The 25164-nt window shown below is 41.8% G+C and carries 21 protein-coding genes; 5 read left to right on the forward strand and 16 right to left on the reverse strand.

Annotated elements, in window-relative coordinates; genetic code table 11:
• Positions 1–787: 787 nt before the first annotated feature.
• The 3 genes from GO495_RS28625 to GO495_RS28635 all read right to left on the reverse strand — a co-directional run bounded on the left by GO495_RS28625 (position 788) and on the right by GO495_RS28635 (position 2764).
• On the reverse strand, positions 788–1438 hold the full coding sequence (locus GO495_RS28625) for a DUF6266 family protein (protein WP_157303379.1): 651 nt from the start codon (positions 1436–1438) through the stop codon (positions 788–790).
• A gap of 82 nt (positions 1439–1520) precedes the next feature.
• Positions 1521–2162 carry a DUF6266 family protein gene (locus GO495_RS28630; RefSeq protein ID WP_157303380.1) on the reverse strand — a complete coding sequence of 214 codons (642 nt, stop codon included), beginning with the start codon at positions 2160–2162 and terminating at the stop codon, positions 1521–1523.
• Between the two features lie 440 nt (positions 2163–2602).
• On the reverse strand, positions 2603–2764 hold the full coding sequence (locus tag GO495_RS28635; protein WP_157303381.1) for a hypothetical protein: 162 nt from the start codon (positions 2762–2764) through the stop codon (positions 2603–2605).
• Between the two features lie 191 nt (positions 2765–2955).
• On the opposite strand from GO495_RS28635, the gene GO495_RS28640 reads away from it, so the two are divergent.
• Positions 2956–5424, forward strand: coding sequence for a S8 family peptidase (locus GO495_RS28640; RefSeq protein WP_157303382.1), 2469 nt, complete (start codon positions 2956–2958; stop codon positions 5422–5424).
• A gap of 8 nt (positions 5425–5432) precedes the next feature.
• Here the strand turns inward: GO495_RS28640 and GO495_RS28645 are convergent, their stop codons facing one another.
• The 4 genes from GO495_RS28645 to GO495_RS28660 all read right to left on the reverse strand — a co-directional run bounded on the left by GO495_RS28645 (position 5433) and on the right by GO495_RS28660 (position 7816).
• The gene (locus GO495_RS28645) at positions 5433–6458 is read right to left on the reverse strand and encodes an AAA family ATPase (RefSeq protein WP_157303383.1); all 1026 of its coding nucleotides are present in this window, start codon (positions 6456–6458) and stop codon (positions 5433–5435) included.
• Between the two features lie 131 nt (positions 6459–6589).
• Entirely contained in the window at positions 6590–6760 is a 171-nt protein-coding gene (locus GO495_RS28650) for a hypothetical protein (protein WP_157303384.1), read from the reverse strand.
• Positions 6738–7217 (reverse strand): PIN domain-containing protein, encoded by a 480-nt coding sequence (locus GO495_RS28655; RefSeq protein ID WP_157303385.1) that lies wholly within the window; start codon positions 7215–7217, stop codon positions 6738–6740. Before GO495_RS28655 ends, GO495_RS28650 begins: the two co-directional genes overlap by 23 nt.
• Before the next feature lie 311 nt (positions 7218–7528).
• Positions 7529–7816 (reverse strand): SymE family type I addiction module toxin, encoded by a 288-nt coding sequence (locus GO495_RS28660; protein WP_157303386.1) that lies wholly within the window; start codon positions 7814–7816, stop codon positions 7529–7531.
• Between the two features lie 184 nt (positions 7817–8000).
• Between GO495_RS28660 and GO495_RS28665 the strand changes: the two genes are divergently transcribed.
• Positions 8001–8336: a helix-turn-helix domain-containing protein gene (locus GO495_RS28665; RefSeq protein ID WP_157303387.1), complete on the forward strand. Its 336-nt coding sequence runs from the start codon at positions 8001–8003 to the stop codon at positions 8334–8336.
• 303 nt (positions 8337–8639) lie between these two features.
• On the opposite strand, the gene GO495_RS28670 is transcribed toward GO495_RS28665, so the two are convergent.
• On the reverse strand, positions 8640–10253 hold the full coding sequence (locus GO495_RS28670; RefSeq protein WP_157303388.1) for a RagB/SusD family nutrient uptake outer membrane protein: 1614 nt from the start codon (positions 10251–10253) through the stop codon (positions 8640–8642).
• Between the two features lie 18 nt (positions 10254–10271).
• Positions 10272–13262, reverse strand: coding sequence for a SusC/RagA family TonB-linked outer membrane protein (locus GO495_RS28675; protein ID WP_157303389.1), 2991 nt, complete (start codon positions 13260–13262; stop codon positions 10272–10274).
• Between the two features lie 241 nt (positions 13263–13503).
• Here GO495_RS28675 and GO495_RS28680 point away from each other — a divergent pair, with 241 nt between their 5' ends.
• The 3 genes from GO495_RS28680 (at position 13504) to GO495_RS28690 (ending at position 17476) form a co-directional block, all read left to right on the forward strand.
• Positions 13504–14859, forward strand: a complete 1356-nt coding sequence (locus GO495_RS28680; protein WP_170302740.1) for a 3-keto-disaccharide hydrolase — start codon at positions 13504–13506, stop codon at positions 14857–14859.
• A gap of 248 nt (positions 14860–15107) precedes the next feature.
• Entirely contained in the window at positions 15108–16877 is a 1770-nt protein-coding gene (locus tag GO495_RS28685; protein WP_157303390.1) for a DUF885 domain-containing protein, read from the forward strand.
• A gap of 257 nt (positions 16878–17134) precedes the next feature.
• The gene (locus GO495_RS28690) at positions 17135–17476 is read left to right on the forward strand and encodes an MmcQ/YjbR family DNA-binding protein (protein ID WP_157303391.1); all 342 of its coding nucleotides are present in this window, start codon (positions 17135–17137) and stop codon (positions 17474–17476) included.
• A gap of 66 nt (positions 17477–17542) precedes the next feature.
• Here the strand turns inward: GO495_RS28690 and GO495_RS28695 are convergent, their stop codons facing one another.
• The 7 genes from GO495_RS28695 to GO495_RS28725 all read right to left on the reverse strand — a co-directional run bounded on the left by GO495_RS28695 (position 17543) and on the right by GO495_RS28725 (position 25145).
• Entirely contained in the window at positions 17543–18328 is a 786-nt protein-coding gene (locus GO495_RS28695) for a sulfite exporter TauE/SafE family protein (RefSeq protein ID WP_157303392.1), read from the reverse strand.
• A gap of 286 nt (positions 18329–18614) precedes the next feature.
• A complete protein-coding gene (locus GO495_RS28700) occupies positions 18615–19211 on the reverse strand; it encodes a DUF6992 family protein (RefSeq protein WP_157303393.1) in 597 nt (198 codons plus the stop codon).
• Between the two features lie 54 nt (positions 19212–19265).
• Positions 19266–20633, reverse strand: a complete 1368-nt coding sequence (locus GO495_RS28705; RefSeq protein WP_157303394.1) for an alkaline phosphatase family protein — start codon at positions 20631–20633, stop codon at positions 19266–19268.
• A 46-nt stretch (positions 20634–20679) separates the two neighbouring features.
• Positions 20680–21891, reverse strand: a complete 1212-nt coding sequence (eboE, locus tag GO495_RS28710; RefSeq protein ID WP_157303395.1) for a metabolite traffic protein EboE — start codon at positions 21889–21891, stop codon at positions 20680–20682.
• Positions 21878–23041 carry a 3-dehydroquinate synthase gene (locus GO495_RS28715; protein ID WP_157303396.1) on the reverse strand — a complete coding sequence of 388 codons (1164 nt, stop codon included), beginning with the start codon at positions 23039–23041 and terminating at the stop codon, positions 21878–21880. Before GO495_RS28715 ends, eboE begins: the two co-directional genes overlap by 14 nt.
• A 115-nt stretch (positions 23042–23156) precedes the next feature.
• Positions 23157–24017: a UbiA-like protein EboC gene (gene eboC / locus GO495_RS28720; RefSeq protein WP_157303397.1), complete on the reverse strand. Its 861-nt coding sequence runs from the start codon at positions 24015–24017 to the stop codon at positions 23157–23159.
• Positions 24018–24158: 141 nt separating this feature from the next.
• A complete protein-coding gene (locus GO495_RS28725; RefSeq protein WP_157303398.1) occupies positions 24159–25145 on the reverse strand; it encodes a TatD family hydrolase in 987 nt (328 codons plus the stop codon).
• Positions 25146–25164 lie beyond the last annotated feature (19 nt).

Genomic DNA, 25164 nt, shown 5'->3' on the forward strand with positions numbered 1-25164 from the left:
AGGAATTCTACGGCTGATACTTAGTATACAAAATCATAGTCTAATGCCCCCAGGCTCCCAAACGCTTATATAATACAGGAATGCATTAAACATTTTAATAAAGTTCTCCTGAAAAGAAACACATAAACGGTTTTTAGAAATTGTCCCATAATTGTAGGTTGATAGGGGGTTATTAAATATTCATTGAACTAAAATAGACAATGTTTTTATAGGATAAGTTAACCCAATGTTATTGGTCAAAAAATACGCACTTCTACTTATTTTGAAATAGTGATATATTAAATCTTTTAAATTGAAGTCCCATCTTTTTGCTTTTAGATTCTTTAATACCTATTGAGGCTAAATCAAGCTAATCGTATCTGCGAGAGGCTTAATGCGCAAAGTATCAAACAACTAATTAAGGGTCATTTTTTCTATATCATTTCAGTGCGTTTTATAAAATTATAGTGAGGGTACGCAATGTATCTGCGTGGATCAAAAGCGTCATATGGTTACCACGATGTAGTACATTTTGCACTAGCTACTGTATAAAGCAGAGACACTGCCTGGCTGGGATTTTAAAGACACTATTGAAAAACAAGCGACAGCAGCCAAAAGATTTCAGGAGCAGTTATGGTGGGCAAATCCTGAATATTAAACTTCAATAAAATATCGGCTTTATTGGATACTATAACTATAATCCATTACTGCCGATATTTTTATAAGATGTAGTGTTTCCCTATAAATACAAATATAAACACATGATTATTTCATTTTTAAAATTATCAATATAGTAATTAAAAAACAGTCAGTAAACGCTGGTAAGCATCTGACCAAGATATATACTGTTAGTACACTGCTCACGGTTTTCGCTCACAAATGAGAAGTAGATTTCTATCACTTTTTCACCCCAGGTATTATCCGGTAATAATAACACATCATGACCATCCATTCTTTTCGCGCCACATAGCGTATAAATTGCTTCATTCAATGCCGGTGCATATGCCAGCAGCATCGCGTGATCACTGCTATGTTGATAACTCAGATCTGCTGTCCAGCTAAATACCAGATAGTTATTTTGCAGGGTAACAGCGGCATTAATATTTTCATTACTCATAGGTCCCTCCGAGACCCTTACTTTTGTATAGTCTATAGTATAGTCCGGGTACTGCCCGGTAAGCGCGTGTTTCATCTGGTAAGCTGTTGCCGCATTATATCCCGTATAGCCTTTTTGTTCAGCAGTATAGGTAAAACCCAACTGCACATATGGAATAAATCCACTTAAAAAGTCATTTACCATCGTCAGTCTTTTCCGGCACGCAAGCTGCTTTTCTGTTGGCGGCTTTGCACTCTTACCACGGCGACTACGGACAATCTGTTTTCCATTGAGCATATACCACACCATGTCCCCTACAGGTCCCTGTAAGCCTCCTAAAATGCCATTTTTCAAATATGCCATTGTATGTATTTTAAAATCAGGTTTAAAAATTTAATGCCCGCTATATCTTGTTAACCCTGTTTAACATAGCGGGCATTAAGGTTTATATTATGCTAACAGCTCCGGCATAAATACTATCGCTCACTTTTCCCTCTATGCCCACAAAAGCCAGATACGTGTGCACTTCATCCCCGGTAAAATCTACCGGTAGTTGAATCGTATAGGTTAATGCAGATCGGGATGCTGCGTTAATACTCGTTATAAATTCAGTTTTTTCTGAATTATATACCATGATCATTAGCGAATCTGCAGGATTAGTTAACTTCCGGACATCTTCACTTGCCGTCCATGAAAATTTAACTTTAGCGCCTGCTAACGCCTCGGCAGTAACACTTTTAGGACCGATTAACTTACCCCGGCTAAAAGATAACTGAGGCAAATTGATACTAAAATCAGGTGATACACCTGTCACTGCATATTTGAGATTATAGGCTACCGCTGCATTCATAGCAGATTCTGATACTTTATGCTCCTGGAAACCTATGTCTATCAGGTCACTAATGTATGCTAACAGAGTGGTAACCATACCAAACTTAAAGCGTTGGTCAATTTGCTTTTTTGTAGGTGCTTTGCTTGAGGGTGTATGCAAACTGGTAATAATACTTCTACCTTTTGAAATTGCCCCAATCAGGCCACCGGTTTTGCCTGAAAAGCCACCGAACGGTCCTTTTAATTGTATTCCCATAAATTTTATTTTTATGATGTCGTTAGATAATGCTACACAGGTTAAATCAGGGTTAACTGTAGCTGATTACGACAAATTGGATGTGTTTTTCAACAAGTGGTAAGCGTCCTTTCCTTCCTTCAATTCGTATTGCGAAATTAAGACCAATACATGAAAACAATCTCTGCTGATCCCAGATTTAACAGAATTTTTTAGTTTGAGTAGTGACCGTTCGTAGTGAGTTGTATAAGTCTCTATAGATAGCTCGGGTTTAATGCGCGTTTAAGCCGGGGTTTGATCGTATGGAGCCGACTTAACCCCGACTTAAACGCGCATTAAACCCGAGCTAACCCTGATCTAAACCTTAACTCTTCCCGAACTCTTCCCGAACACTCTCTACAGAAATTAAATCAGTGAAAGTATTGTACCCACTAACCCTCCCACCTCCTCCCCAGGGGGAATTATGACTCCATATTTGACGCTGATAATCTCTCATGATATTTCTCCCGGGCAACTTTCAACTTTGATTTAAATAGCGCTGGATTATTCCAGTGAATAATACCAAACATCTTCCTGTGTTTCCTGACTTCTGCAACAGCATCATACGGTTTTGATTCTTTCATATTGAATGGTTTTTAAAATTAAAGAAGGTGCCATAATTTCTACTTGTTTGTAACCATATAGCGCATTTACATGATTACACATTTTTCTTTTATCAAAATTTACTGATAGATTTATTATATTCGTATTAATATATCTTCCTGATTTAACTATCGATTTGTTTTGATTTTACTCAACCAAGCTATCAATCAAAATGGCGGATAAACCACATTTATATTATCGAAAGGACGCAGAAAATATAAAAGACTTTAAACCTCCAGCCCGTGGCGCCGGTAAGAGGCAAAGTGAGGAAAAGAATTATACTCCTAAAAAGGAGGAATTTATAAATTCGAGGGATGTTTTTTTGAGAGAAAGGGAAGAGCGTATTCAAAGTAGAAGTCCTCAATTAAATATTCCAGCTCATGTAGATCATATTCAAATATGCTTCCATGACACATTTGATTCTTCTACATTTGAGAATAAATATAGAATCAACTTTGGCTTGTCTGCATCAGCTTATTATAACTTTAATACCGTTGGTTTATTTGCTATAATAGATTCAGATTTATTTAATAATTTCATACAAGAAATTAATAAATTCATTGATACATCGAATCATTATTCAAATGTGACATACAATCAAGACGTTAAGTTCATTAAAGAATTCTCTTTACTAACAAGTAACCGGATAATTAAATACACTCAATTTAAGCCCCATATAATTATTGATTTAACAGACAACGTTGAGATTTTTAATGACTATATACATCCTATTGAATTATCGTTATTAGAATATCTTAGAGAGCGTGGGATAACTTTTTATGATAATCTTGAATATAACAAGATTGAATTGCTTGGTGTTGACGAAGGTATACTAAGAGAAATCGCAAATAATTTTGATATTATACAATCTATCAACTCTTATGCTGCTGGGTTGGTACGACCTACTCCGTTAAATCTACCTGAAAAATCATTTGGATTTGATATCACAAATGCAGATAGCGAGTTACCTGTTATTGGCATAATAGACACTGGTATTAGTAATCAAACTCCTTTAGCCCCACTTATTATAAACCAAGGCAACGAATTTGATATAACAAACACTTCGCCTGTTACTGACGGAGTTAGTCACGGCACAGCCGTTGCAGCCTTAGCTGCGTTAGGAAATCGTCTTTTCCCATCACATATTGGTAATTTTGAAGCGGATGCAAAGCTGCTTTCGCTAAAGGTTTTGGACAATGGAGGTGGCTATATTCCCGAAGCAGAAGTTGTAAGTATGATAAGGGAAGCAAATACAAAATACGGTGTAAAAATATTTACCCTTACAATAGGGTACACGGATCCTAAAAAATATAATGATACTATATCTGAGTACGCTTATACGTTAGATTCTTTAACCTATGAATTAGATATTTTAATTTTTATATCAATAGGAAATAATTCTGACCTGCAACGTTACGACGGCAGGAGGTTTGTAAATATTACTTACCCCTTACATTTTGATAGTGAGGCAAGTAATCTTTTTATTCCTGCTGAAAGTATGAATAATGTTACTGTTGGTGCGGCAGCAGGGAATTTCGAAAATAATGGACAGATATGTATTTCACCGGATGGTATATTTCCAGCCATATATACAAGAACGTTTCATATTAATAAGAACCATCCATCCTTAAATTGGACAAGAATAAATAAGAGATTATACAAACCAGATCTATGTCATTATGCGGGGGATTATGATGATAAGTTAAGCCCGGAACACGCAGGACTTAAAGTATTATCGTCACAACCAGGTATTTTTTATGATAAAGAAGTGGGAACAAGTTATGCCGTGCCATTAGCGGCCAATATCGCTGCGAAATTATTAAAGAAATACCCTTCTCTTTCGGATAATATGCAAACTGTTAAAGCACTATTGTTAAATGGGGCTTTCTGTGAAACCATTGAAGATGGATTTAGCGACTTACAGAATATAACTCTGAAAGGCATTTATGGGAATGGTATCCCTGATTCAGATGTGATTTTACAGTCCGATGAAAATAGGGTTACATTTATTTTAGAAGATGTTATTAGTCCCAAAAAAATAAAATCGTATATTCTAAAATTGCCTGAATATCTTTTGAATGTAAATAGGCAAAATGGAGTATTGCATATAGATGCGACCCTTTCTTTTAAATTTAAACCAGTTCCTCATAATCAATTAGCGTATTGCCCCGTGCATATTTCCTTCGGTATATTTAGAAATATAGCCTTAGAAGAATTTGAACAGAATGAAGACGGAAGTCCCAAGTTAGATGAAGACAATAAACCGATTCCTATAGGGATTAATGGTAACACTACTGAGAACTATGTTTTTGCTGAATCCTGGGCACAGGATTATTATTATAAAGCGAAGATGTTAAGCAATTCTCAAAAAGTATCGTTTAATATTTCAAAGAAAATTTTGCAGGAAGAAAATCGTACTTTAAAAATTGCGGTAAATGCAGCCCTACATAAATTACTTTCACCTGCAATTAGAAATGATTATAACGTCGAATATCCTTTTACCTTAGTTTTCTCAATTCGCGAAAATCCGGCAAAGGGAGTTAATTCTAACAGACTTTATGATGAATTGTATGCTTTGAATGATGCAGAATTATTGAATTTAGCAGATGCTAATTTGGATGCAGAACAAAATCAAGAGTAAATAAATGGCTATTTAGTTAATGCTCTTTTTTCTTGCAAAATTAATTCTTTCCAAACATTTGTATTAATAATTGCTTGCATTGGGTATATATCTCCTTTTAGGTTAAATAAACTCCGTTTTATCGCTGTTATAAGCGTTTTTTGTATACTATAGTAAGAAAGTCCTAATGATTCTTTTATGATAGATATTACGTTCTTCGGTTTATCAAATTGAAATTGCCCATTTTTAAGTATAAGATTTACTAATTCCTTAATTTTCATTTCATCAGGCAGGTCAAATTTTACATTTAGATCAAACCTTCTAAGCAAAGCGTCATCCAACATATCTTTCTGATTTGTTGCTGCGATAACAATGCTATTTTGTGGTAAAAAATCAAATAGTTGTAAAATAGTATTTACAACCCTTTTCATTTCTCCGTGGTCTTGACTATAATCACGAACTTTCCCTAAAGAATCAAACTCATCTATAAATATTATGCAATCTTCAGAGGCCGCTTTCCTAAAAATCTTTGCAAGATTTTTACTCGTTTCACCTAATTTTGAAGAAACAATGGCACCTAAATTTACTACAACCATCATTTTCTTAAGCTCCCCTGCGATTACGTAGGATGCAAGAGTTTTACCACATCCAGATGGTCCATGTAATAATACTTTATTGGCAATAGGGAGATCAAATTTTCGTAATAGCTCTGCCGATTGATGTTCTTTAATAAATAGAGCTAACTCATCTTGAATGTTTTTGTCTGCAACAAGATTTTCAAAAGTATAATCAGAGGTTAGTTTTTCTAAAATTAAATCGTTTAACTCCTTATCTTCTATCCGATTAAAATATGTATCTGATCCTACCCGGGTTAAATTGTCACTTTTTTGTTGGCGTATCGAATCCTTTAATATTGATTGGAGTTGAAGCGCAAAATTAATCTTCTTCGTTTTTTTTGAATGTTCGATTAATTCATTGAGTACAGACAATAGCTTCTCCTGATCATTTTCTAATCCGAACTTTGCAATGTCTTTTATATAGTCAAATTGGCTCATGTAATTGCCTTGTTTCTGTGGAAATTTACAACAAATTTACCTTTTTTGCCATATCCTTGCACCCTTTTCTGATAAAATGGCCTTTCTATGATTAAAAGCATTGCGGTACCGGATATTAGATAGCTTTATTTTCATCTCTCTGCCACAAAAGAATTTACTTCTAATAATCTCTCATGGTATTTCTCCCGTGCAGCTTTCAGCTTTGATTTAAATAACTCAGGATTATTCCAGTGAATAATACCAAACATCTTCCTGTGTTTCCTGACTTCTGCAACAGCATCATACGGTTTTGAATCTTTCATATTGAATGGTTTTTAAAATTAAAGAAGGTGTCATAATTTCTACTTGTTTGTAACCATATAGCACATTTACATGATTACACATTTTTATTCTATTAAAATTCACAATGAGTTTAAAGTTCCAGCTTGCAAGCGCATCCGCTTTATTTAAGGTTGCCAGGGCAATATGCACTGCATCATCATAACTTTTCCTCCGTAAAGCGCCTGAATAAATATATTCAGATGCTAATTCATTTCCTTCATCAGTAGTTACTGCTTCTATAATGTTAGCATATGGGATCTCAAATATTTTATTCCTTATTTCTTCCCTTGCAGGTTCCAGCTCCTGTAAGGCCATATCTGAAAGAATCAGCTTCAGTGCGCCTGCCTTAAATGCATCAAACAATGGGAGGCTGTGTCCTTTAAATTCATTGTCAAAACATCCTCCAATAACGGAAGTGTCAGCATATATTTTTTTCATAAGAGTATGAATTTGAAAAAATGGATAACAAACGTAAATCCTTACCCCGTAAGAGTTCACATGAATTTTAAATAAATAATTGAGATTTTAATTATTGGGAACGGGCACTGAGAATGCCATATTAACAAACCTTAGTCAGGTATAGAATAACAATGCAATTATTACATTGTAATTATTTCTTCACTATCTCTTTTAATACAGCGTAAAACCAACAGGTTTTTATCTACTGTAACCTCTACAGAATCTCCAGGTATAAAACTGCTTCTGAAAACCAGGTACCAAAAAGAGAAAGTGAAGAGATGATCTGATCTTTAAACACCCACTGTTTCATTTTCTCTACTTTTAGAATTAGTGTTTTTCTTTCTACATTTTTTTCTTTCACTGTTTGCACATTCATTTTTTTCTGTTTTAATTTTTGTGATAACTAATTTGTTTTTAGAAACTTTGATTACAATCGGTTCTCCTACCGGAAAACCCGCTTTTTCCAACCATTGGCCTGATAAGTTAAGCCAGGGCATCTGAATGTAATTAGTCCAGCCCAGTCGCTGGCTCTGTACATGCTTGTAATGCATTTTACCCAATCGTGTTTGTATTTCCATAACGTTATTGTTTATACGAATATACGAAAAAGAGTTTAAAATGCTCATTTAATGAGCATAAAACACTCATTTTAACTGTCATTTAATTGTCATTTCAATAGCCATTCATCCTCCTAAATTCCTAAGGCTATACTATTGTCATCGTACTTCACATTTAATTGTAAATTCATTTTAAATATCAGATATGACATTAGGTGAAAAGATTGCCTTAATAAGGAATGAAAAAAAATGGACTCAAGAACAATTAGGAAAATCAATAGGAGTAGCCAGATACCTTATTGGGAAGTATGAAACAGGAGTTACACAACCACCTTTTGAAGTAGTCTCAAAAATCGCAGTTGTACTGAATGTATCTTTAGATTATCTCGCAGGTATTACAGAAAGAGATCCCATCTCAAAAGATTCAATAACAAGAGATCTCGCATTACTGTTAACCAAAATAGAAAAGTTAAGTAAGCAAGACAGAACCCTACTGGAAACAGTTACAGACGCTCTAATCGCCAAAGGCCAACTCAAATAAAAAGATCCCAACCAAACGGCAGGAGCCTTATACACCAGACAACCTGAAGATAACCACACTTTCGGCCGGAAAACTATTTCCCACTTTGAGCCTATTGAGCCAACTGTGAGCCAACTATCAACTCATATCCCCCCTAATATTTCCCTTAATGGCCAATACGGCCAATAGGACTCACGAACAACGGCAACTGCTACCCAACCATCTGAAATACAATTTTTTGTTTACCAGATCTTTATCAAAACAAAAGTGGGAACAATACATTTGAATGTACTGTTCCCACTTTAATAATCCTATATCGTAAAATCAATAGCCGTCGTTCTGTAAGAACTCGTTACTTGTTCTGTCGATCTGGTCCTGAGGGATAGGGCGTAATACGTGTTTAGCCTCTACGTTAGGACCGCCCTGTGGGTTGTGTAAACGCACGCGCTCAAGGAGTTTGTGGGTACGCACCAGATCAAACCATTGCTGTTGTTCGCCTACCAGTTCACGTCCGCGCTCATCGAGGATAAAGTCGATATTAAGCTGGTCTTCGGTGATCTTCATCGCATCGCGGTGAGAGGTAGTCTCTTCAGCAGTAGTGCCTACTCTTGCCGAACGCATACGCAGGGTATTGATGTAGCCAACAGCAGTAGTTTTTTGGCTGGTCATCAGGTAAGCCTCTGCTGCTATGAGATAGTCTTCCGCAAGACGGTAAGCAATGAAGGGCCGTACACCCGAAGCCTGGTTGTCCGGACGCAGTGCATCAGCGAACTTGTTCAGGGAAGGGTAGAGCTTTTCTGTATAATTACGTGGAGGCACCAGCATATACTTTTTACTGGCAATAAGTGCATCAGGTACATCATAACCAGGCATGTATACAGAGGTATCTCCTACTTTCAGATTGGCAGTCGCATTGTTTGCATACCATACAGTAGTATAAAATTTCTCATAGCGCACATCGTTAACCCGGTCGTTGAAAAGTGTATCCAGCAGAAACTTAGTAGGTCGGAAACGCTTCCAGGGCGTACCATTCGCCAGGTCACGTTTCATACCGGCCAGCACATCGTACTGCATCAGGAAAAAACGGCAGGCATTATTGTCGGTAGAATTGTACAACGCATCAGTAGTGTATTGCACCGCCCATACTGTTTCTAAATTGTTCTCTTTCCCCTGTGCCCACACCTGTCCAACATCAGGTAATAACTGAAAGCCATACTGAGAAATGACACGGGTAGAATAAACGGCCGCACTGTCATAATCACCGGTAACTGCTACTTCAGAAGAAGCCCTGGTAAGGAATACACGGGCCAGCAAATGCTCCGCAGCCGGCTTGGTAGCACGCCCCCAGTCGGACTGTGTAACCGGTAAGTTTTGCGCAGCATAACGAAGGTCTGCGATCACAGCATTATAAATAGCATCCACCGCATCACGGTGAGACGCTGTAACGATCTCTTTATTTTCCTTCAGTTGCAATGGGACTTTACCAAACATCTGCACTAACAGGAAGTAATAATTCGCACGGCAAAAACGCGCCTGCGCAATACCGATATGTTTTGCGGTACTATCTAAACCAGGAACAAGATCAGCCCTGTCAGACACTGCATTGCAGGTATTGATCGACTGATAAAAATTATTCCATATATCTCTGATATGCGTATAACGTGCATCTAACTGTGACGTATACTGATTCACGAATTTAAAATCACCATCCGAACCATTCGTATAAGTATCCGTACCAAATACAGACACCGTCATACCACGTTCTGTACTGTAAAAACTGCGCAAACCGGCATAACCACCAGTCACCGCACTCTGGAAACCAGCAGGTGTATTATAGAAATCATCCGTTACAGAAGATACCACCTTTTCGTCCAGCATTTTATTACAACCGCTACCCACACATAAGCAAAATAGCAGGCTCCAAAATATATTTTTCATCGTCTCTTTTTTTAATAGTTAAAAAGTAGCATTGATACCAAACTGCAGCATCCATGTAGCCGGAGCATCCACCGCTATCGTATTCACATCTTCCGGATCAATACCTTTATATTTCTGGCGATAAGGCGCCAGTATCAGCGGTTGCTTTACATCTACGGAAAAACGCAACGCATCCATCTTCCAGCGCTCCATGATACGCTTAGGCATTGAATAGCCTAAAGTAATATTGCGGATCTTGAAATAAGAACCATCAAAATAACTTAACGTATTATAGTTGTTGGGACGTTCCTGATTAGAATTAGGACGAGGAAAATCATTGGTCGGATTCGAAGGCGTAAAGTAATGTATGTCCAGGTTATTATAACGGCCTTGCAACGAATTAAAAGTAGAATAGAAATCACTCTTGATCATACCACCGAAACGCGCAAATGCGACTACAGACAGATCAATGTTTTTATAAGTAAAACGCTGTGTCATACCACCAGACCATGTTGGTTGAGGAGTACCCAGGATACTTCTGTCTTTATCATCGATCTTTTTATCATTGTTTAAATCTGCCAGCCTGATCTCTCCCATATGTTGTTTATATACCTGTGCGTCAGCTTCTGTTTGCCAGATACCTACCTTTTTGTAATCATAGTATACATAGGTAGGCGAGCCAACAAACCAGCCATTACCCACATCCTGTTTTTTGCCTTCGCCCAGCGCCAGGATCTTTTCACTATTCTTAAATGCGTTCACATCCATCGTCCAGCTAAAGTTTTTCGTTTCAACGATTGCTGCGGAGAGGCCGATCTCAATACCCTTGTTCTGCGTAACACCGGTGTTTTCCAGCACATAGTCGAACCCGTTACTATAAGGCAGGAAGCGTTGCAACAGCAGGTCTGTTGTCTTTTGTTTATAAACATCTATAGTACCTGTGATCCGTCCTTTCAATACACTGAAGTCCACACCAATGTTGGTAGAGGCAGTCGTTTCCCAGGTGAGGTTAGGGTTACGTATCAGGATAGGATTGAATCCCATAGATCCTTTATTGCCAAAGGAATAAGGCGCACGGCCCAGCAATCCCTGTGTAGCATATGGAGGAATACCGGTGTTACCGATTCTTCCGTAGCTACCACGCAGTTTCAGGTTATCAACAAATTTCACGTTCTTCATAAACTGTTCGTTGGTGATGTTCCAACCCAACGCTACAGAAGGGAAATACCCCCATTTATGTCCCGGTGCAAAACGGGAAGAACCATCCGATCTTAAGGTTAAAGTGATGAGATAACGGTCATCGTATCCGTAATTCACACGCCCCATATAAGAGAGGATGGTCCAGGTACCTAACTGACTGCTGATGGCAGTCACGTTTGCGGCCTGGCCCAGGTTATAATACTGCTGCCACTCTACAGGGATCCCCCTTACAGAAGCGCTGGAAGTATCTTCACGCTGGCGTTGCACGCTGTACAACCCGGTTATATTGAGGGAATGTTTTTTATTGAATACTTTGCTGTATGTGGCCACGTTCTCTACCGTATAAGCCCATACGAACTGATTGGATTTCTGGGCAGTAGCATCCCCGCCACCTATCAGCAGGTTCGTATTGTTCTTACCCTGGAAAAGCCCGTTGTTATTGGTCATGATATCTCCACCCAGGTTTAAACGGTATTTCAACCCATCGGCGATCGTCACTTCCCCATACAGGCTATTAAATAATCTCAGGTGACTGAGATTTTCCACGCGGTTACCGGGAACATAATCCAGCAGTGGATTCGGCTGCTGGTTATCGCCGGTAGGATAGGTAATCAGTTTACCTGTAGAGTCGTAAGGTGTGCCGATAGGCAACATTTTCAATCCGGCATCCATGCCGTTGTAAGTAGCACCCTTCCGCATGCTGTAGGTAGCAAGCGTAGAAGCGCCTACATGAACGCGGCTGCCTATCTGCTGGTCTACCGCTACATGCAGGTTATATCTCTCGTAGCTCTGTAATTTTAAAACACCCTGGTCTTTAAAATAACCGCCGCTGATGGCATACTTTGTTTTTTCAGTACCTCCGCTTACTCCCAGCGAATGACGGGTTTGCCAGCCTGGACTAGTCAATAAACTCTGCCAGTCGGTGTTCACGCCTTTCTTAATATTCGCCAGTTCTGTAGTGTTGAATATCTTCGCATCGGAAGCAGCAGGGTTGCTGTCGTCATATATACCGGAGGTGCGATAAGCTTCGCGTTTCATACCCAGATACTGCTGACTGTCCATCATATCGGTACGGCCCAGGTTGTGTACAGAACCGTACATACCGCTGTAGGTAACTACAGGCTTGCCGTTTTTACCTTTACGGGTAGAGACCAGCACTACGCCATTGGCTCCACGGGAACCATAGATAGCAGTAGCCGACGCATCTTTAAGGATGTCCATGGAAGCAATATCCTGGGGATTGATATCATTGAGGTTACCCGCAAAAGGTATCCCGTCCACCACATACAGCGGATCATTACCCGCAGATAAGGAACGTGTACCCCTTACTCTCACACGGGGTTCATCACCTGGTTTGTTACTGTTGTTGATGACCTCTATACCGGGAGTTCTCCCCTGGAGCGCCTGTTGTGCATTGGTAACAGGCACTTCCATAATGGATTTACTGCTGATTGAGGAAATGGCACCGGTGACATCCTTTTTCTTTTGTTGTCCATATCCGACTACCACTACCTCATCCAGTTTTTTCTGGTCTGTCGATAGCTGAACATTCACTACAGCCCGGCCGTTGACCGGTACTTCCTGTGATAGAAAACCAATAAAAGAAATGATCAGGACACTGTTTCCCGGTGCGTCCAGTTTGTAATTGCCCGAAAGGTCCGTGGCTGTCCCTGTTTTTTGTCCTTTTACTGCAATGGTAGCCCCAATTACCGGCGTACCGTCTGTGGCAGTAACTTTTCCCTTAATTGAAATGGATTGCGCCCTGATGAGTGTACCGGACACAAGCAGGCATAGAAGCATGGCACCCGCCCTTAATAACGTGTTTTTCATTCGTGAATTTTTTTTTCGTAACGGAAATACTCCTGTCCCTTCTGTTTTATAGCTACTTCCCAAGGTTTTTATCACAATGTTCAGGGCAGGAAACGATACAAGTTAAGTAGATTCGTCATAAATTGCAAACGATTGCATAAATTAGAAAAAAGAAATAATACCGTTCATCACATATATATGCAATCGTTTGAATAAATTGATACCATTTTTTATTTTTAGAAAGTAACTTAGTTCTATTGTTATGAAAAACACGTTATTAGCATGCGGTACCATGTTCATTTGCAGCCTTACCATGGCACAGAAATGGCAACCGCTTTTTAATGGGAAAAACTTAGACGGCTGGAAGGAAGTAAACGGGAAAGCCCTCTATGAAGCGAAGAACAATGAAATAGTAGGGACCTCCGTACCTGAAAGTCCTAACTCTTTCCTCGCTACAACAAAGGATTATGGAGATTTTATCCTGGAACTGGAGCTGAAACTGGATGCTGAAATGAACTACGGCATACAGTTCCGCAGTGAAAGCACACCAGACTATAATAACGGCCGCGTACACGGGTACCAGATGGAAGTAGATCCAAGCGACCGTGCCTGGAGTGGAGGTATATATGACGAGGCCCGCCGTGGCTGGCTGTATCCGCTGGAACTGAACCCGGCAGCAAAGACCGCTTTCAAAAAAGCCGACTGGAACAAGTACCGTATTGAATGCAGAGGTTCCGAGATCCGTACCTGGATTAACGGAGTAGCCTGTGCCCACCTGATAGACGATATGACCCCGAAAGGTTTTATCGCCCTGCAGGTACATCAGATCTACAAAGCGGAAGATAAAGGCAAGTCTATTCACTGGCGTAATATCAGGATCATAGAAAATCCATCTGCCAGTCAATATTCTCCCTATGATAAAATCTATGTGGTGAACGATATTCCGAATAACGTATCTCCCCAGGAAAATAAGAACGGCTTCCAGCTGTTATGGGACGGTAAAACGGGCAGCGGATGGAGACGCGTAAACTCCGATAAGTTCCCGGACAAAGGCTGGGCTATCGAAAACGGTGAACTGACCATCCACCAGTCTAACGGTGACGAGGAAGGTTCCGGCGGGGATATTGTTACTGACAAACAGTACGGCGCCTTTGAACTGGAATTCGACTTTAAACTTACAGAAGGCGCTAACAGCGGAGTGAAGTATTTCGTGAAAGAGGATTATGATACGAAAGGGAAGTCAGCAATAGGACTCGAATACCAGGTTCTGGACGATGAACGTCATCCGGATGCCAAACTGGGAAGAGATGGGGACAGGACCCTCTCATCTTTATATGACATGATAGCCAGGAAAGATAATAAAATGGCTATCAAGAAGATAGGAGAATGGAATAAAGGCCGGATTGTTGTTTATCCTAATAATCATGTGGAACATTGGCTCAATGGATTCAAAATGTTAGAATATGAGAGAGGTTCCAAAGAGTTTAAAGACCTGGTTGAGATCAGTAAATACAAAAATTGGAATAACTTCGGGCTTTGGCCGGAAGGACACATTTTACTGCAAGACCACGGGAACACTGTATCATTCCGTAGCATTAAGATCAAAAATTTAAGATAGGTTAACAATTTAACTTTATATAATAAATTAACTTAGGGCCTTTAAAGGGAGCACTCCTATCCAAATAGGGTGAGTGTCAATGCTTATGTGAGAATCGACCCTTTTACAGTACCACCGGGCTATTGCCCCCTAAAGAGTTTTCATTGTTCACTGTTCTATATAAAACATTCCGATTCTTCGGAGTGTTTTTTTATTTTTAGCAAGTTGTAGTTTTTGTTAATACGACCTTAATTTATCAATTCACAATCATGAGTTTAACTAAAAACCGCCTTCTCTTACTGGCGTTTACCCTTTCGTTTGCCGCCTGTACCAATATGGCCAAACAAAGCGGGAATGGTACAGATTCACTGCATCACATCGTTCAGCATTATTATGATGAAAAGATGCTCCTGTTTCCGCTGGATGCCACAATGAATGGCGAACATCAGTACGATGGACTTTTGCAGATCGACATCAGTGAACATTTCCGGCAGCGGCTGGATAGTTTTTATACCCGCTACCTGCAATCTTTACAGGGGATTGATACCGCATCTTTAGCGCCGAACGACCTTATCAGCTACCTGATGCTCTTGCGGGAAGTGTCTATTGGTAAAGAAGGTCTGCGCTTTCCGGATAACCTGATGCCTTTTCAGCAGTTCTGGGGTATGACCCTCACTTTGCCTCAACTGGGGTCAGGTACAGGAGCGCAGCCGTTTAAGAACAAAGAAGATTATGAAAAGTTCATACATCGTATGAAAACCTTTGCCGAATGGACGGACACAGCTATCGTAAATATGCGCAAAGGCATGGCTACCGGTTATGTGCTGCCCAAAACACTGGTGGTGAAGATGATCCCGCAAATGGCCGATCTGTCTAAAAAAGACACCGGCAATGTATTCTACGCACCGCTGAAGACATTACCAGCTGCCCTCGACAGCAATGCCCGTTTGCAACTGAAAAACGAATACACTGCTACCATAGAGCAATACGTATTGCCCTCCTACGCAAAACTGAAACAGTTCCTTCAATCTGAATACCTTGCTAAGGCTCGTACCAGCAGCGGACTTGATAGCCTTCCTAACGGTAAGGAATGGTATGCTTACCTGATCAGGTCCTGGACGACTACCACTCTCACTCCGGATGAAATCTTTGCTACCGGCGAAAAAGAAGTGGCCCGCATCAGGGGGGAAATGGAAACCGTGAAAACGAGTACCGGTTTTAAAGGCGACCTGCCTGCTTTCTTCAACTTCCTGCGTACTGATAAACAGTTTAAGATCTTCAGTACACCTGGTCAGGTGCTGGACTCCTTCAGGGCTATAAAGGATAAGATAATGCCCAGGGTAGAGCAGATGTACGGCCACCTGCCCAGGACCGGCTTTGAGGTAAGACAAACCGAAGCCTTCCGCGCCGCTTCCGCCAGCGCTGAATATATGCAGGGTAGTGCAGACGGCACCCGCCCGGGAGTTTTCTACGTACCTATCCTCAATCCAAAAGAGTTTGGCTATACCGGTATGGAGTGTTTATTCTTACATGAGGCTATCCCCGGTCATCACTTCCAGATCTCTATCCAGCAGGAAAACGATTCCCTGCCTAAATTCCGCCGATTTAACTGGATAGGCGCCTACGGAGAAGGATATGCGTTGTATTGTGAAAGCCTGGGTAAGGAACTGGGTTTATACACCAACCCATACATGTATTTTGGTCGCCTCGGCGATGAGATCCACAGGGCTATCCGCCTGGTAGTGGATGTTGGTCTGCACAGCAAAGGCTGGACCCGTGAACAGGCAATTAAATACATGCTGGATAACGAGCCGCTAAGCGAGCAGGAAGCTACTGCTGAGATAGAGCGTTATATGGCGATACCCGCTCAGGCGCTTTCCTATAAAATAGGGGAAATGAAAATCCGCGAATTGCGGAATAAATATGCGCAACAACTGGGGAATAAATTCAACATCAAAGATTTCCACGATGAGTTATTGGGAGACGGATGTGTACCCTTAAGTGTGCTCGAAGAGAAAATGGCAAGGAGATTTAAGTAGTAAACCGATTTAGGAGGCCAGTGGAAAAGTGACTTTTGTCAGCTCTTCCACTGGCCTCAACTATTAATGATATTTAACAATAAAATACGCACCCTTTTTGATAAAAGATACTTAAATTTATAGTGGGAATAAATATTTCAGGGAACTCTTGACTCAAGTCGACATATCAAAAATCTTAACCATATAGTCGAAGCTTTTATACATTCCACCTGCAAGTAATTTTTTAACATCAAAAAGCTGTCAGTATTATGTTTGACATGACCCTTAATTACTGCCTTGCATTTCCTGCTGTTTCCATGGAGGAAAAGTGGGATGATGATCTCCGGTTCTTCGTAGGAGAAAAACTATTCTGCATGGTGTCTAAAACACCTCCGCACCAGGTGTCCATCAAATGCCGTCTGGAAGACTTCCACCGTCTTATTTCACATCCGGGGATTGTTCCGGCGCCTTATCTTGCACGTTACCACTGGATTCAGATAAAGCAACTGGAAACATTACCGGTGATCGAACTGCAATCATTATTGCAGCACGCTTATGATCTCGTAGTTAGTACACTACCTCCGGAAGAACAGACACAAATCTTAAAACAACGGGTGTAAATGCACATCTCATGCTTATTGTAGAATTGTAGCACACTACGCTGGCAGCGTCAGGCATTTTATTGATTACCCCAGGACAGTATAGATAATATCATAGATCCCAAACACCACCAACGTACAGGCAAAAATCTTTTCCAATAAAGGTGATTTCATTTTGATGGCCGTCTTAGCTCCTAAGTAAGAAGACGGGATAGCAGTAAGAGACAGCAGTAATGCTATGTTCCAGTCTATATGACCCAGATACCAGTGTGTCAATGCGCCTGGTACCGATAATAAGGCAGATAATACGATAGAACAGGCCAGCGCCTGTTTGATAGGCATCCTGAGCTTCTTAATGAAGAAAGAACTGAATAACACCCCTCCTGCATTCGCTAACAACCCGGATAATAAGCCGATACCTAATGCGGCGCTTATCAGTAACCAGTTGTTAAATTCTGTTTTACAAACAACTTCATTTTCTTCATGGTCTTTTTTCAGGAAGGATATCAGCAAGGTTCCCCCAATAGAAACAATGAACACCGCGGTGAGGATCATTAATGTCTTCCCGGGCAGGTATTTACTGAAATAAGCACCGGCTACGGTGGCTGGTATACCGAACAATGCACCCATCGTAATGACGTGCCTGTTGAATAACTTCTCTTTACTGTATACGGTTGTTGCCGAAATAGTACTGGTAATAGCTGCCGGCAGTGGAGATGCGAGTGCAAAGAACGGGTTTACCCCGGCAAAGATCTGTAAGGCGGGTGTACTTACAGCACTTCCTCCTTTCCCAAGAAGTCCGGATAAATATCCTACTATCAGCCCGATAAATAGAATGGCCAGGTAATTCGTATTTTCTAATAATGCGATCATAATACTCTAAGCACGCCCGATGGTAATAGCGATACTTATGTGGTTGGTTTTATTGCAGGCGTTGAAATTACAGGTATCCTTCTCAGAGGACAGTTCAAAAGTACTGTGTTAGCCGGGGGTAGACAAAAATCAGGAGATCACTTAAAGTTATGGAAGATAACCTGTGGTTATAGATTGTACAGGCGGGCGTAAGAGGCTCCTATAGCCTACTTAGCCTAGTAAATCTATGTTTTGAATGCATTGAAATCAGCTGATATACTATAGATAATTATTATGGGTGTAGGGGTTAGAGTTTATACACCATAGATACTCCTCCGGGTGCTACTGATAATTGCAGTTCATTAAACTTAGTGAAGAGTTGTTTTCCATGTTGATGATGAATCGTAAAGTTGATACCGTCATATAACAACAGGAACGCCCCCTGAGCCACAAAAGAAACCCCATATCCCTTCCATCTGTCCTGCCCTGTTCCAGGCTGCTTGTTTTTCCCATGCTCACGCATAAGCAGGCCTCCGGCAATATAAGCAATGTCCAATGCTCCATTAACAAGGTAAATCTTCTCTATTTTATGCTGCTCCTTTATACTCCCCTGCCAGTCTTCATTTAAGCGGCGTTTCCCGAAATAAGCGGCAGTGGCAATGCCAAGGTTAATAGCACCCCAGATAGCGTTCATCTGGTAAAAGTATTTAGTCTGCCCGGTTGTCCGGCTATTGCCGGTAAGCCCCACAGCAACGTTAGCCGCTCCCCAGCCCCCTAAAACAAGCATAGCTGTTTTGGTAGTACGGATACGTTCAGTATTATAATTGCGCAGGAAAGAAGTATCCTGCGCAAAAGAAGTAATGGGAATCAGGAGAATTACAGGTAGTAAGATGAATCTTCTCATGTTGTTTATTGTTATTTACGGAAGTAGTTTAACAATAAGCCGGCCATAGGAAAATTATTTTGTCAGCGCATCCCATATCACATGATACACGTCCGTTGCCTGGACCTGTGCACCCGCCTGCGGCTTATTCGTAATCATCAGCGGCTGATAAGCGGAGTTCTCTTCCAAACGCCCGTGAGAGCCTTTAATAAGCGTAGCATCGAGCGGAATAACATTCATCAGGTAGCGGAAGCCCAGCTTCTTCTTTAACAGTTTAAAGCCCGCTTTCATCTTGATCAGCGGATCCGCCGGGTCCATGAACATCTCAACAGGATCATAACCAGGTTTACGGTGAATCTCTACAAGACGCGCAAAGTCAGGTGCTTTAGCATCATCCATCCAGTAGTAATAAGTGAACCAGCTATCAGCATCTGCCACGAGTATTAATTCGCCACTACGGGAATGATGCATATTATGATTACGCTTGCCTTCACGATCTAATACCAGTTGCACTCCGGGCGTATTTTCCACAATAGTGCGCACCTTTTTATAACTTGCAGGGTCATTTACATACACATGTGCGATCTGATGATCTGCTACTACAAATGCTTTGGAAGCCCCAGGATCAAGAATTTCCAGGCCTCTCTCCTCTCTCACGGCAATCAATCCATTCTCACGGAAAATACGGTTTAAGTGTACAGGGTGATTCACATTAGTAATACCATATTCAGACAGTAAGATCACTTCACATCCTTTCTTTTCGTAGAACGTTACCAGTTGTTTACATACGCCATCAATCTCATTCAGTTCTTTACTGATCTTAGTAAGATCCTGTCCGAATTTTTGCAAACAATAATCCAGATGCGGAAGATATATCAACGTTAAAGTAGGATCATAAAGATCATCGGTAAGCATAGACGCATCTGCGATCCACTGCGTAGAGCGGATATTGGCGCCCGGCCCCCAGAACTGGAATAACGGGAACGTACCCAGTTCTTTCTGCAGATGATCACGTAAAGAAGCAGGGTGCGAATAGCAGTCCGGCATTTTACGTCCGTCTGATAAATATTGAGGACGAGGTGTTACAGAGAAGTCCGCAGAGGAATACATATTGTACCACCAGAACATTTTAGAACAGGTAAAAGAAGGGTCCAATTTGCGGGCCTTATCCCATATTTTCGCACTTTCCACCAGTTTATCCGACTGCTTCCAGAACTTTATTTCACAATCAACGCGATCGTACCAGCCATTGCCTACGATACCATGTTCGGCGGGCCATTGACCGGTGATATAAGTACTTTGTACAGCGGTGGTGACAGCGGGTACCATTGGTTTAACAGTAGTAACATGATTCCGCTTAACATACTGCTGTAAAAAAGGGGTATGCATTCCTATGAGGGAGGAGGAAAGTCCTACCACATCAATGACAACTGTTTTTTTCATGTTGTGATACTGTTAGAAAACTGTGATCAAAGCTATAATTCCCACTTCAAAATTCCAACTGTTGTAATACCCATTCCATCTCGCGGGAAACTGACTGGTCCATTGGCAATTTAAGATCAGCGGGTAATACGTCCCAGGTATATGTTTCGATTTCCAGGTGTGGCGTAAAAGGTTGTTTTACCTGTAACTGCAGTACTTCCCGGATGTCTGTTTGTGTAGAAGACAAGAGACCGTACTGGCCGATAAATACCGGAACATGAAAATGGGAACGCCATTCTTTGACAGCAGTATTATCTGCATCTGAAATTGCCTCCGGCAGATCAGGATAATGCAGGTAACCGGTAGCTGTACGGGCAATTACCTGGTGTAAATAAGTAGGTTCATTAAATGTACGGAAGGCGTTGACAATCACTTCCCGTTCTATGCCGGCTTCCGGCAGTATGGCTTTAAGAGCAGCGCTGATTTGTAGCTTACCTATACGGAGACCGTACTGGCGCATGGTTTCCAGCACTGCTGCCGGGGATTCGTATACTAATGCGAAATGACAAACATCATAACACAGCTGGATATGTGCTTTTACTTTTTCTGCGGCTTCTTCTTCCGTAAAACCGAATTTATCCACCAGCATAGGAATAGCAGCAGGCAGTAAGTAGTCGAAGAACCAGCGGACATATTCTGCTGAATTCTCCAGCATACCATCTGGTTCCGGTTCTACGTCCAGGTGCATGAAAGGCCCGCCACTACGGTGAATACCTATCAGTTGCTGCACTATCTGCAACATATTCAGCGTAGCGTTTTCCATGATGGCATCACGTTCTGTTTCACAGCGCACATGCCATAACTTATAGGAAAGCGGAGAAGTAGAGATCCCCCCTTCCACGCCATCAGGCAGCAAAGCGGCGAGGATACGGAACAGCCGCATGGTGTACGCGACTCTTTCAGGAGTGGTCCAGTCGGGAGTATGTACCTGGTCTTTTACCACCGTATGATGAAAACCTCCATAAGGGAATCCGTTCATAGTGAACACATAGCAATCATGCTCTTTCAGCCATGCTTTGAAGGCATTCAACGCAGGTTCCTTACTCAGTTCCAGGCTGGCGGTATTAGATAAGCGCAGTCCTATTCCAAAAGGTTTTTCAGGTGATACGCGGGCTTTTATGGCAGGGATATGCTGTTGCAGCTGTTCAAAGTGTGCTGCCCAGTTTTCTCCGGGATGTATGTTGGTGCAATAGGTCAGATGGCTGTTAGCTATTTGCATATCTGCTTTTTATGTTTTCAACGGCCTTATTCAGCAGGGCCACATCCATTTCATGTACTTCTGTTGCCTGTCCGATAGCTTTCAGCAGGCAGATGGTGAGGCGGCCTCCCAGGTGTTCCCGGAATTCCTGGAGGCCTTTGATAACAGCAGAAGGCATACCGTCCTGCATTTCCAGCAGGGGGTGGTATACTGGCAGCTGCAGTTGCTCTAACAGGCGAACGATACGTGAGGCGGCAGTACTATCCAGCATACCTAACAAAGAAGCGTAAACGCTGTCTACGGCCATCCCGATGGATACCGCTTCTCCATGACGCAGCGAGAAATTGGTAAGTTGTTCCAGCTTGTGCGCACTCCAGTGCCCAAAGTCGAGCGGACGGGAAGATCCGCTTTCAAACGGGTCTCCGGCGCCGCCGATATGTTGCATGTGCAATTCTGCACAGCGGTATACCAGCGTCTCCATAGCAGGCAGATTGCCTTCTGCCAGCGGCAGGGCATTCATTTCCAGCCAGTCGAAGAAAGAAGCGTCTTTAATGAGCGCTACTTTCACGGCTTCTGCAATACCGGAACGCCAGTCTTCTATATCCAGCGTAGTAAGGAAATGTGAGTCGTTGAATACCGCAGCGGGTGGTGCAAACGTGCCCAGGAAGTTCTTCTTTCCTTTGTAGTTGATACCATTCTTTACTCCTACTCCGGAATCGTTTTGCGAAAGTACGGTAGTGGGTATACGGATATGTCGTACTCCTCTGTGAGATACTGCTGCTGCAAATCCTACTAAGTCAAGTACAGCGCCACCGCCAATGGCAATTACAAAGGAATGTCTGTCGATACCATATTGATCAATAGTATCTGCCAGTTTATAAAAAAGCGCTTCGTCGTTTTTAACGGATTCTCCGCCGGGAATGATGATCACCGGGGCAGCCAGCTGAAAGCCGCTGATGATAGCGCAATATGTTTCTATCTGTTCCGGAAGAGCAGGATGTTTACTGATGACGCCCTCATCTGCTATCACCAGGATTTTTTTAGTATAACCGGGAGCAACCTGGCTGGCTAAAAAATCTCTCAGATACGGATTGGTAAGCTCGAAAAGATGTTTGGTAAAAAACACTCCGTAGGAGTAATTTACACTAAAAGATTGTTGAAGTTGCTGCATGACGGTTGATTCGTATAACCTGAAAAAAATTGGACCTGTATCCTGTAAAATACAAAATTATTGCTACAAACGGGACCTTCGCTTATAGTAAACGTAATGACGGCATATAATGTTATTACGTAACGGCAAAAGCTTTAGACAGCAATATCGAAACAGGCAGTAATATCAGTACCAGCATGGCATGTGGCAGGGAAGAAAAAGCGGCTACCCAGGCGGCATTCATCACAATCAGTGCGATAATCCCTCCTTTCACTGCTTTCCCGATATTAGGCCCTGAGGGGGCTTTCATCGCTTTAAACAGCGGATAATTGATCATAAATGCGAATAATATGATAAAAGGGACCGCTTCCCAGATATGGCCGTTGACAATTGCCAGCACCAGCATAGTGCAGTAAACGATGGCATAACATACTGCTGTAAAACGCAGGGTACGCGTATTTCCCCCATGCACCTCTCCCCTGCTGATAGTTGTAACAGCGGCGATGTAAAGCACCGGGATCAATCCCATCCACCAGTAACTGATCAATGCCGGTACCACGATGCTGATACCCATTAACAGGTTCAGGCCCCGGCATAACCCCATGTTTACGGGTCCCCAGGACTGATGTTTCCCCCATTTATTATAGAAAAGGGCGGAGGCAGTGATGCCTAACGCCAGGAAACCTGTGATGCGGCCTACGGTAAATGCGGCCAGTATACCTACCAGTAACAGGTAGCTACCCAGCACAATGGCCTGTGTGCCGGAAATGAGTCCGCTGGGGATAGGGCGTTCGGGACGTTCTATTTTATCCAGCCTGGCATCCATGACATCATTTAGTACAACTCCACCACCATAAAGGCCTATGGTAGCCAGGCAAAGGCATATTACAGGCAACAGGTGATCAAGGTAATTCGCGACCGCCACCCCCAGGAAACCGGAAATTGCGATTCCGGCCAGTATATCTGCTATGGCAGTAAGTATATTGGCGGGGCGCATTAAACGTAAGTATCCTAACAATTTGCTAATTATATAATTCACCGGGCATACGGGTTTTCTACATGAACGACCTACGGCATAGTGATATCAATCCCATTGGAATCATCGGCAATGTGCATAGGTCGTAAGTCGTAATTGCTGTTATTTGATAATATTAGACAGATTATCCCGTCTTGGTTGCTGACCACCTCTCAGCACGGTACTTCCGTTAAACTTCAGACTCTGATCTATTTCTTTTACCGCTTCAAAATCTGATTCATTGATCTGACCACTTTGTGCGAAGGCAGATATAGCATTGCGGAAAGTTACCAAATGAATGTCATTCAAGTCAATACCACTTTCGTGCATGAGAGCAGCCGTTTTCGGCACCGCCAGGGGATCACTGATACCCCAGTCGGCAGCAGAATTGATCATAATCCGCTCGCTTCCATATTGCTTTACTACTTCTACCATTCTTTCGTTACCCATTTTAGTAAATGGATAAATGGTAAATGCGGCCCAAAAACCACGGTCTAATACTTCCTGTACGGTTTCTTCATTGTTATGGTCTACGATCACCATGCGAGGGTCCAGTCCATGTTCGATGGCTATGTCCATACTTCGCTGGGTACCTTTCTTTTTATCGCGGTGCGGTGTGTGGATCTGTACGGGCAAACCTGCTTCCTTAGCCAGTTCCAGCTGTGCGCGGTAATATTTTTCTTCCGCGGGAGTCTGATCATCGAAGCCTATTTCACCGATACCAACTACCCCCTCTTTATATACGAAAAGCGGCAGTATTTCCATCACTGCTTCCGCCAGTTTTTCGTTATTGGCTTCTTTTGAATTGAGACCTATCGTAGTGTAGTGTTTGATACCGAATTGTGAAGCGCGGAAACGTTCCCAGCCTATCAGGCTGTTGAAGTAATCCCGGAAGGTATCAATACCGGTACGTGGCTGTCCCAGCCAGAATGAAGGTTCTATAATAGCTGCAATACCCGCGTCTGCCATAGCCTGGTAGTCGTCGGTAGTACGTGATGTCATATGTATATGCGGATCAAAGAACCGCATACCTTTAATTCTTTCCAGGAAAGCCGGATTAACGGTAAGTGGCTGTAAATTTTTTTCTGTTAACTCATGACTACAACACATGTCAGTTCAATTTTACGAT

Origin of the sequence: Chitinophaga oryziterrae (genome assembly GCF_009758125.1) — a bacterium.
GTDB lineage: Bacteria > Bacteroidota > Bacteroidia > Chitinophagales > Chitinophagaceae > Chitinophaga > Chitinophaga oryziterrae.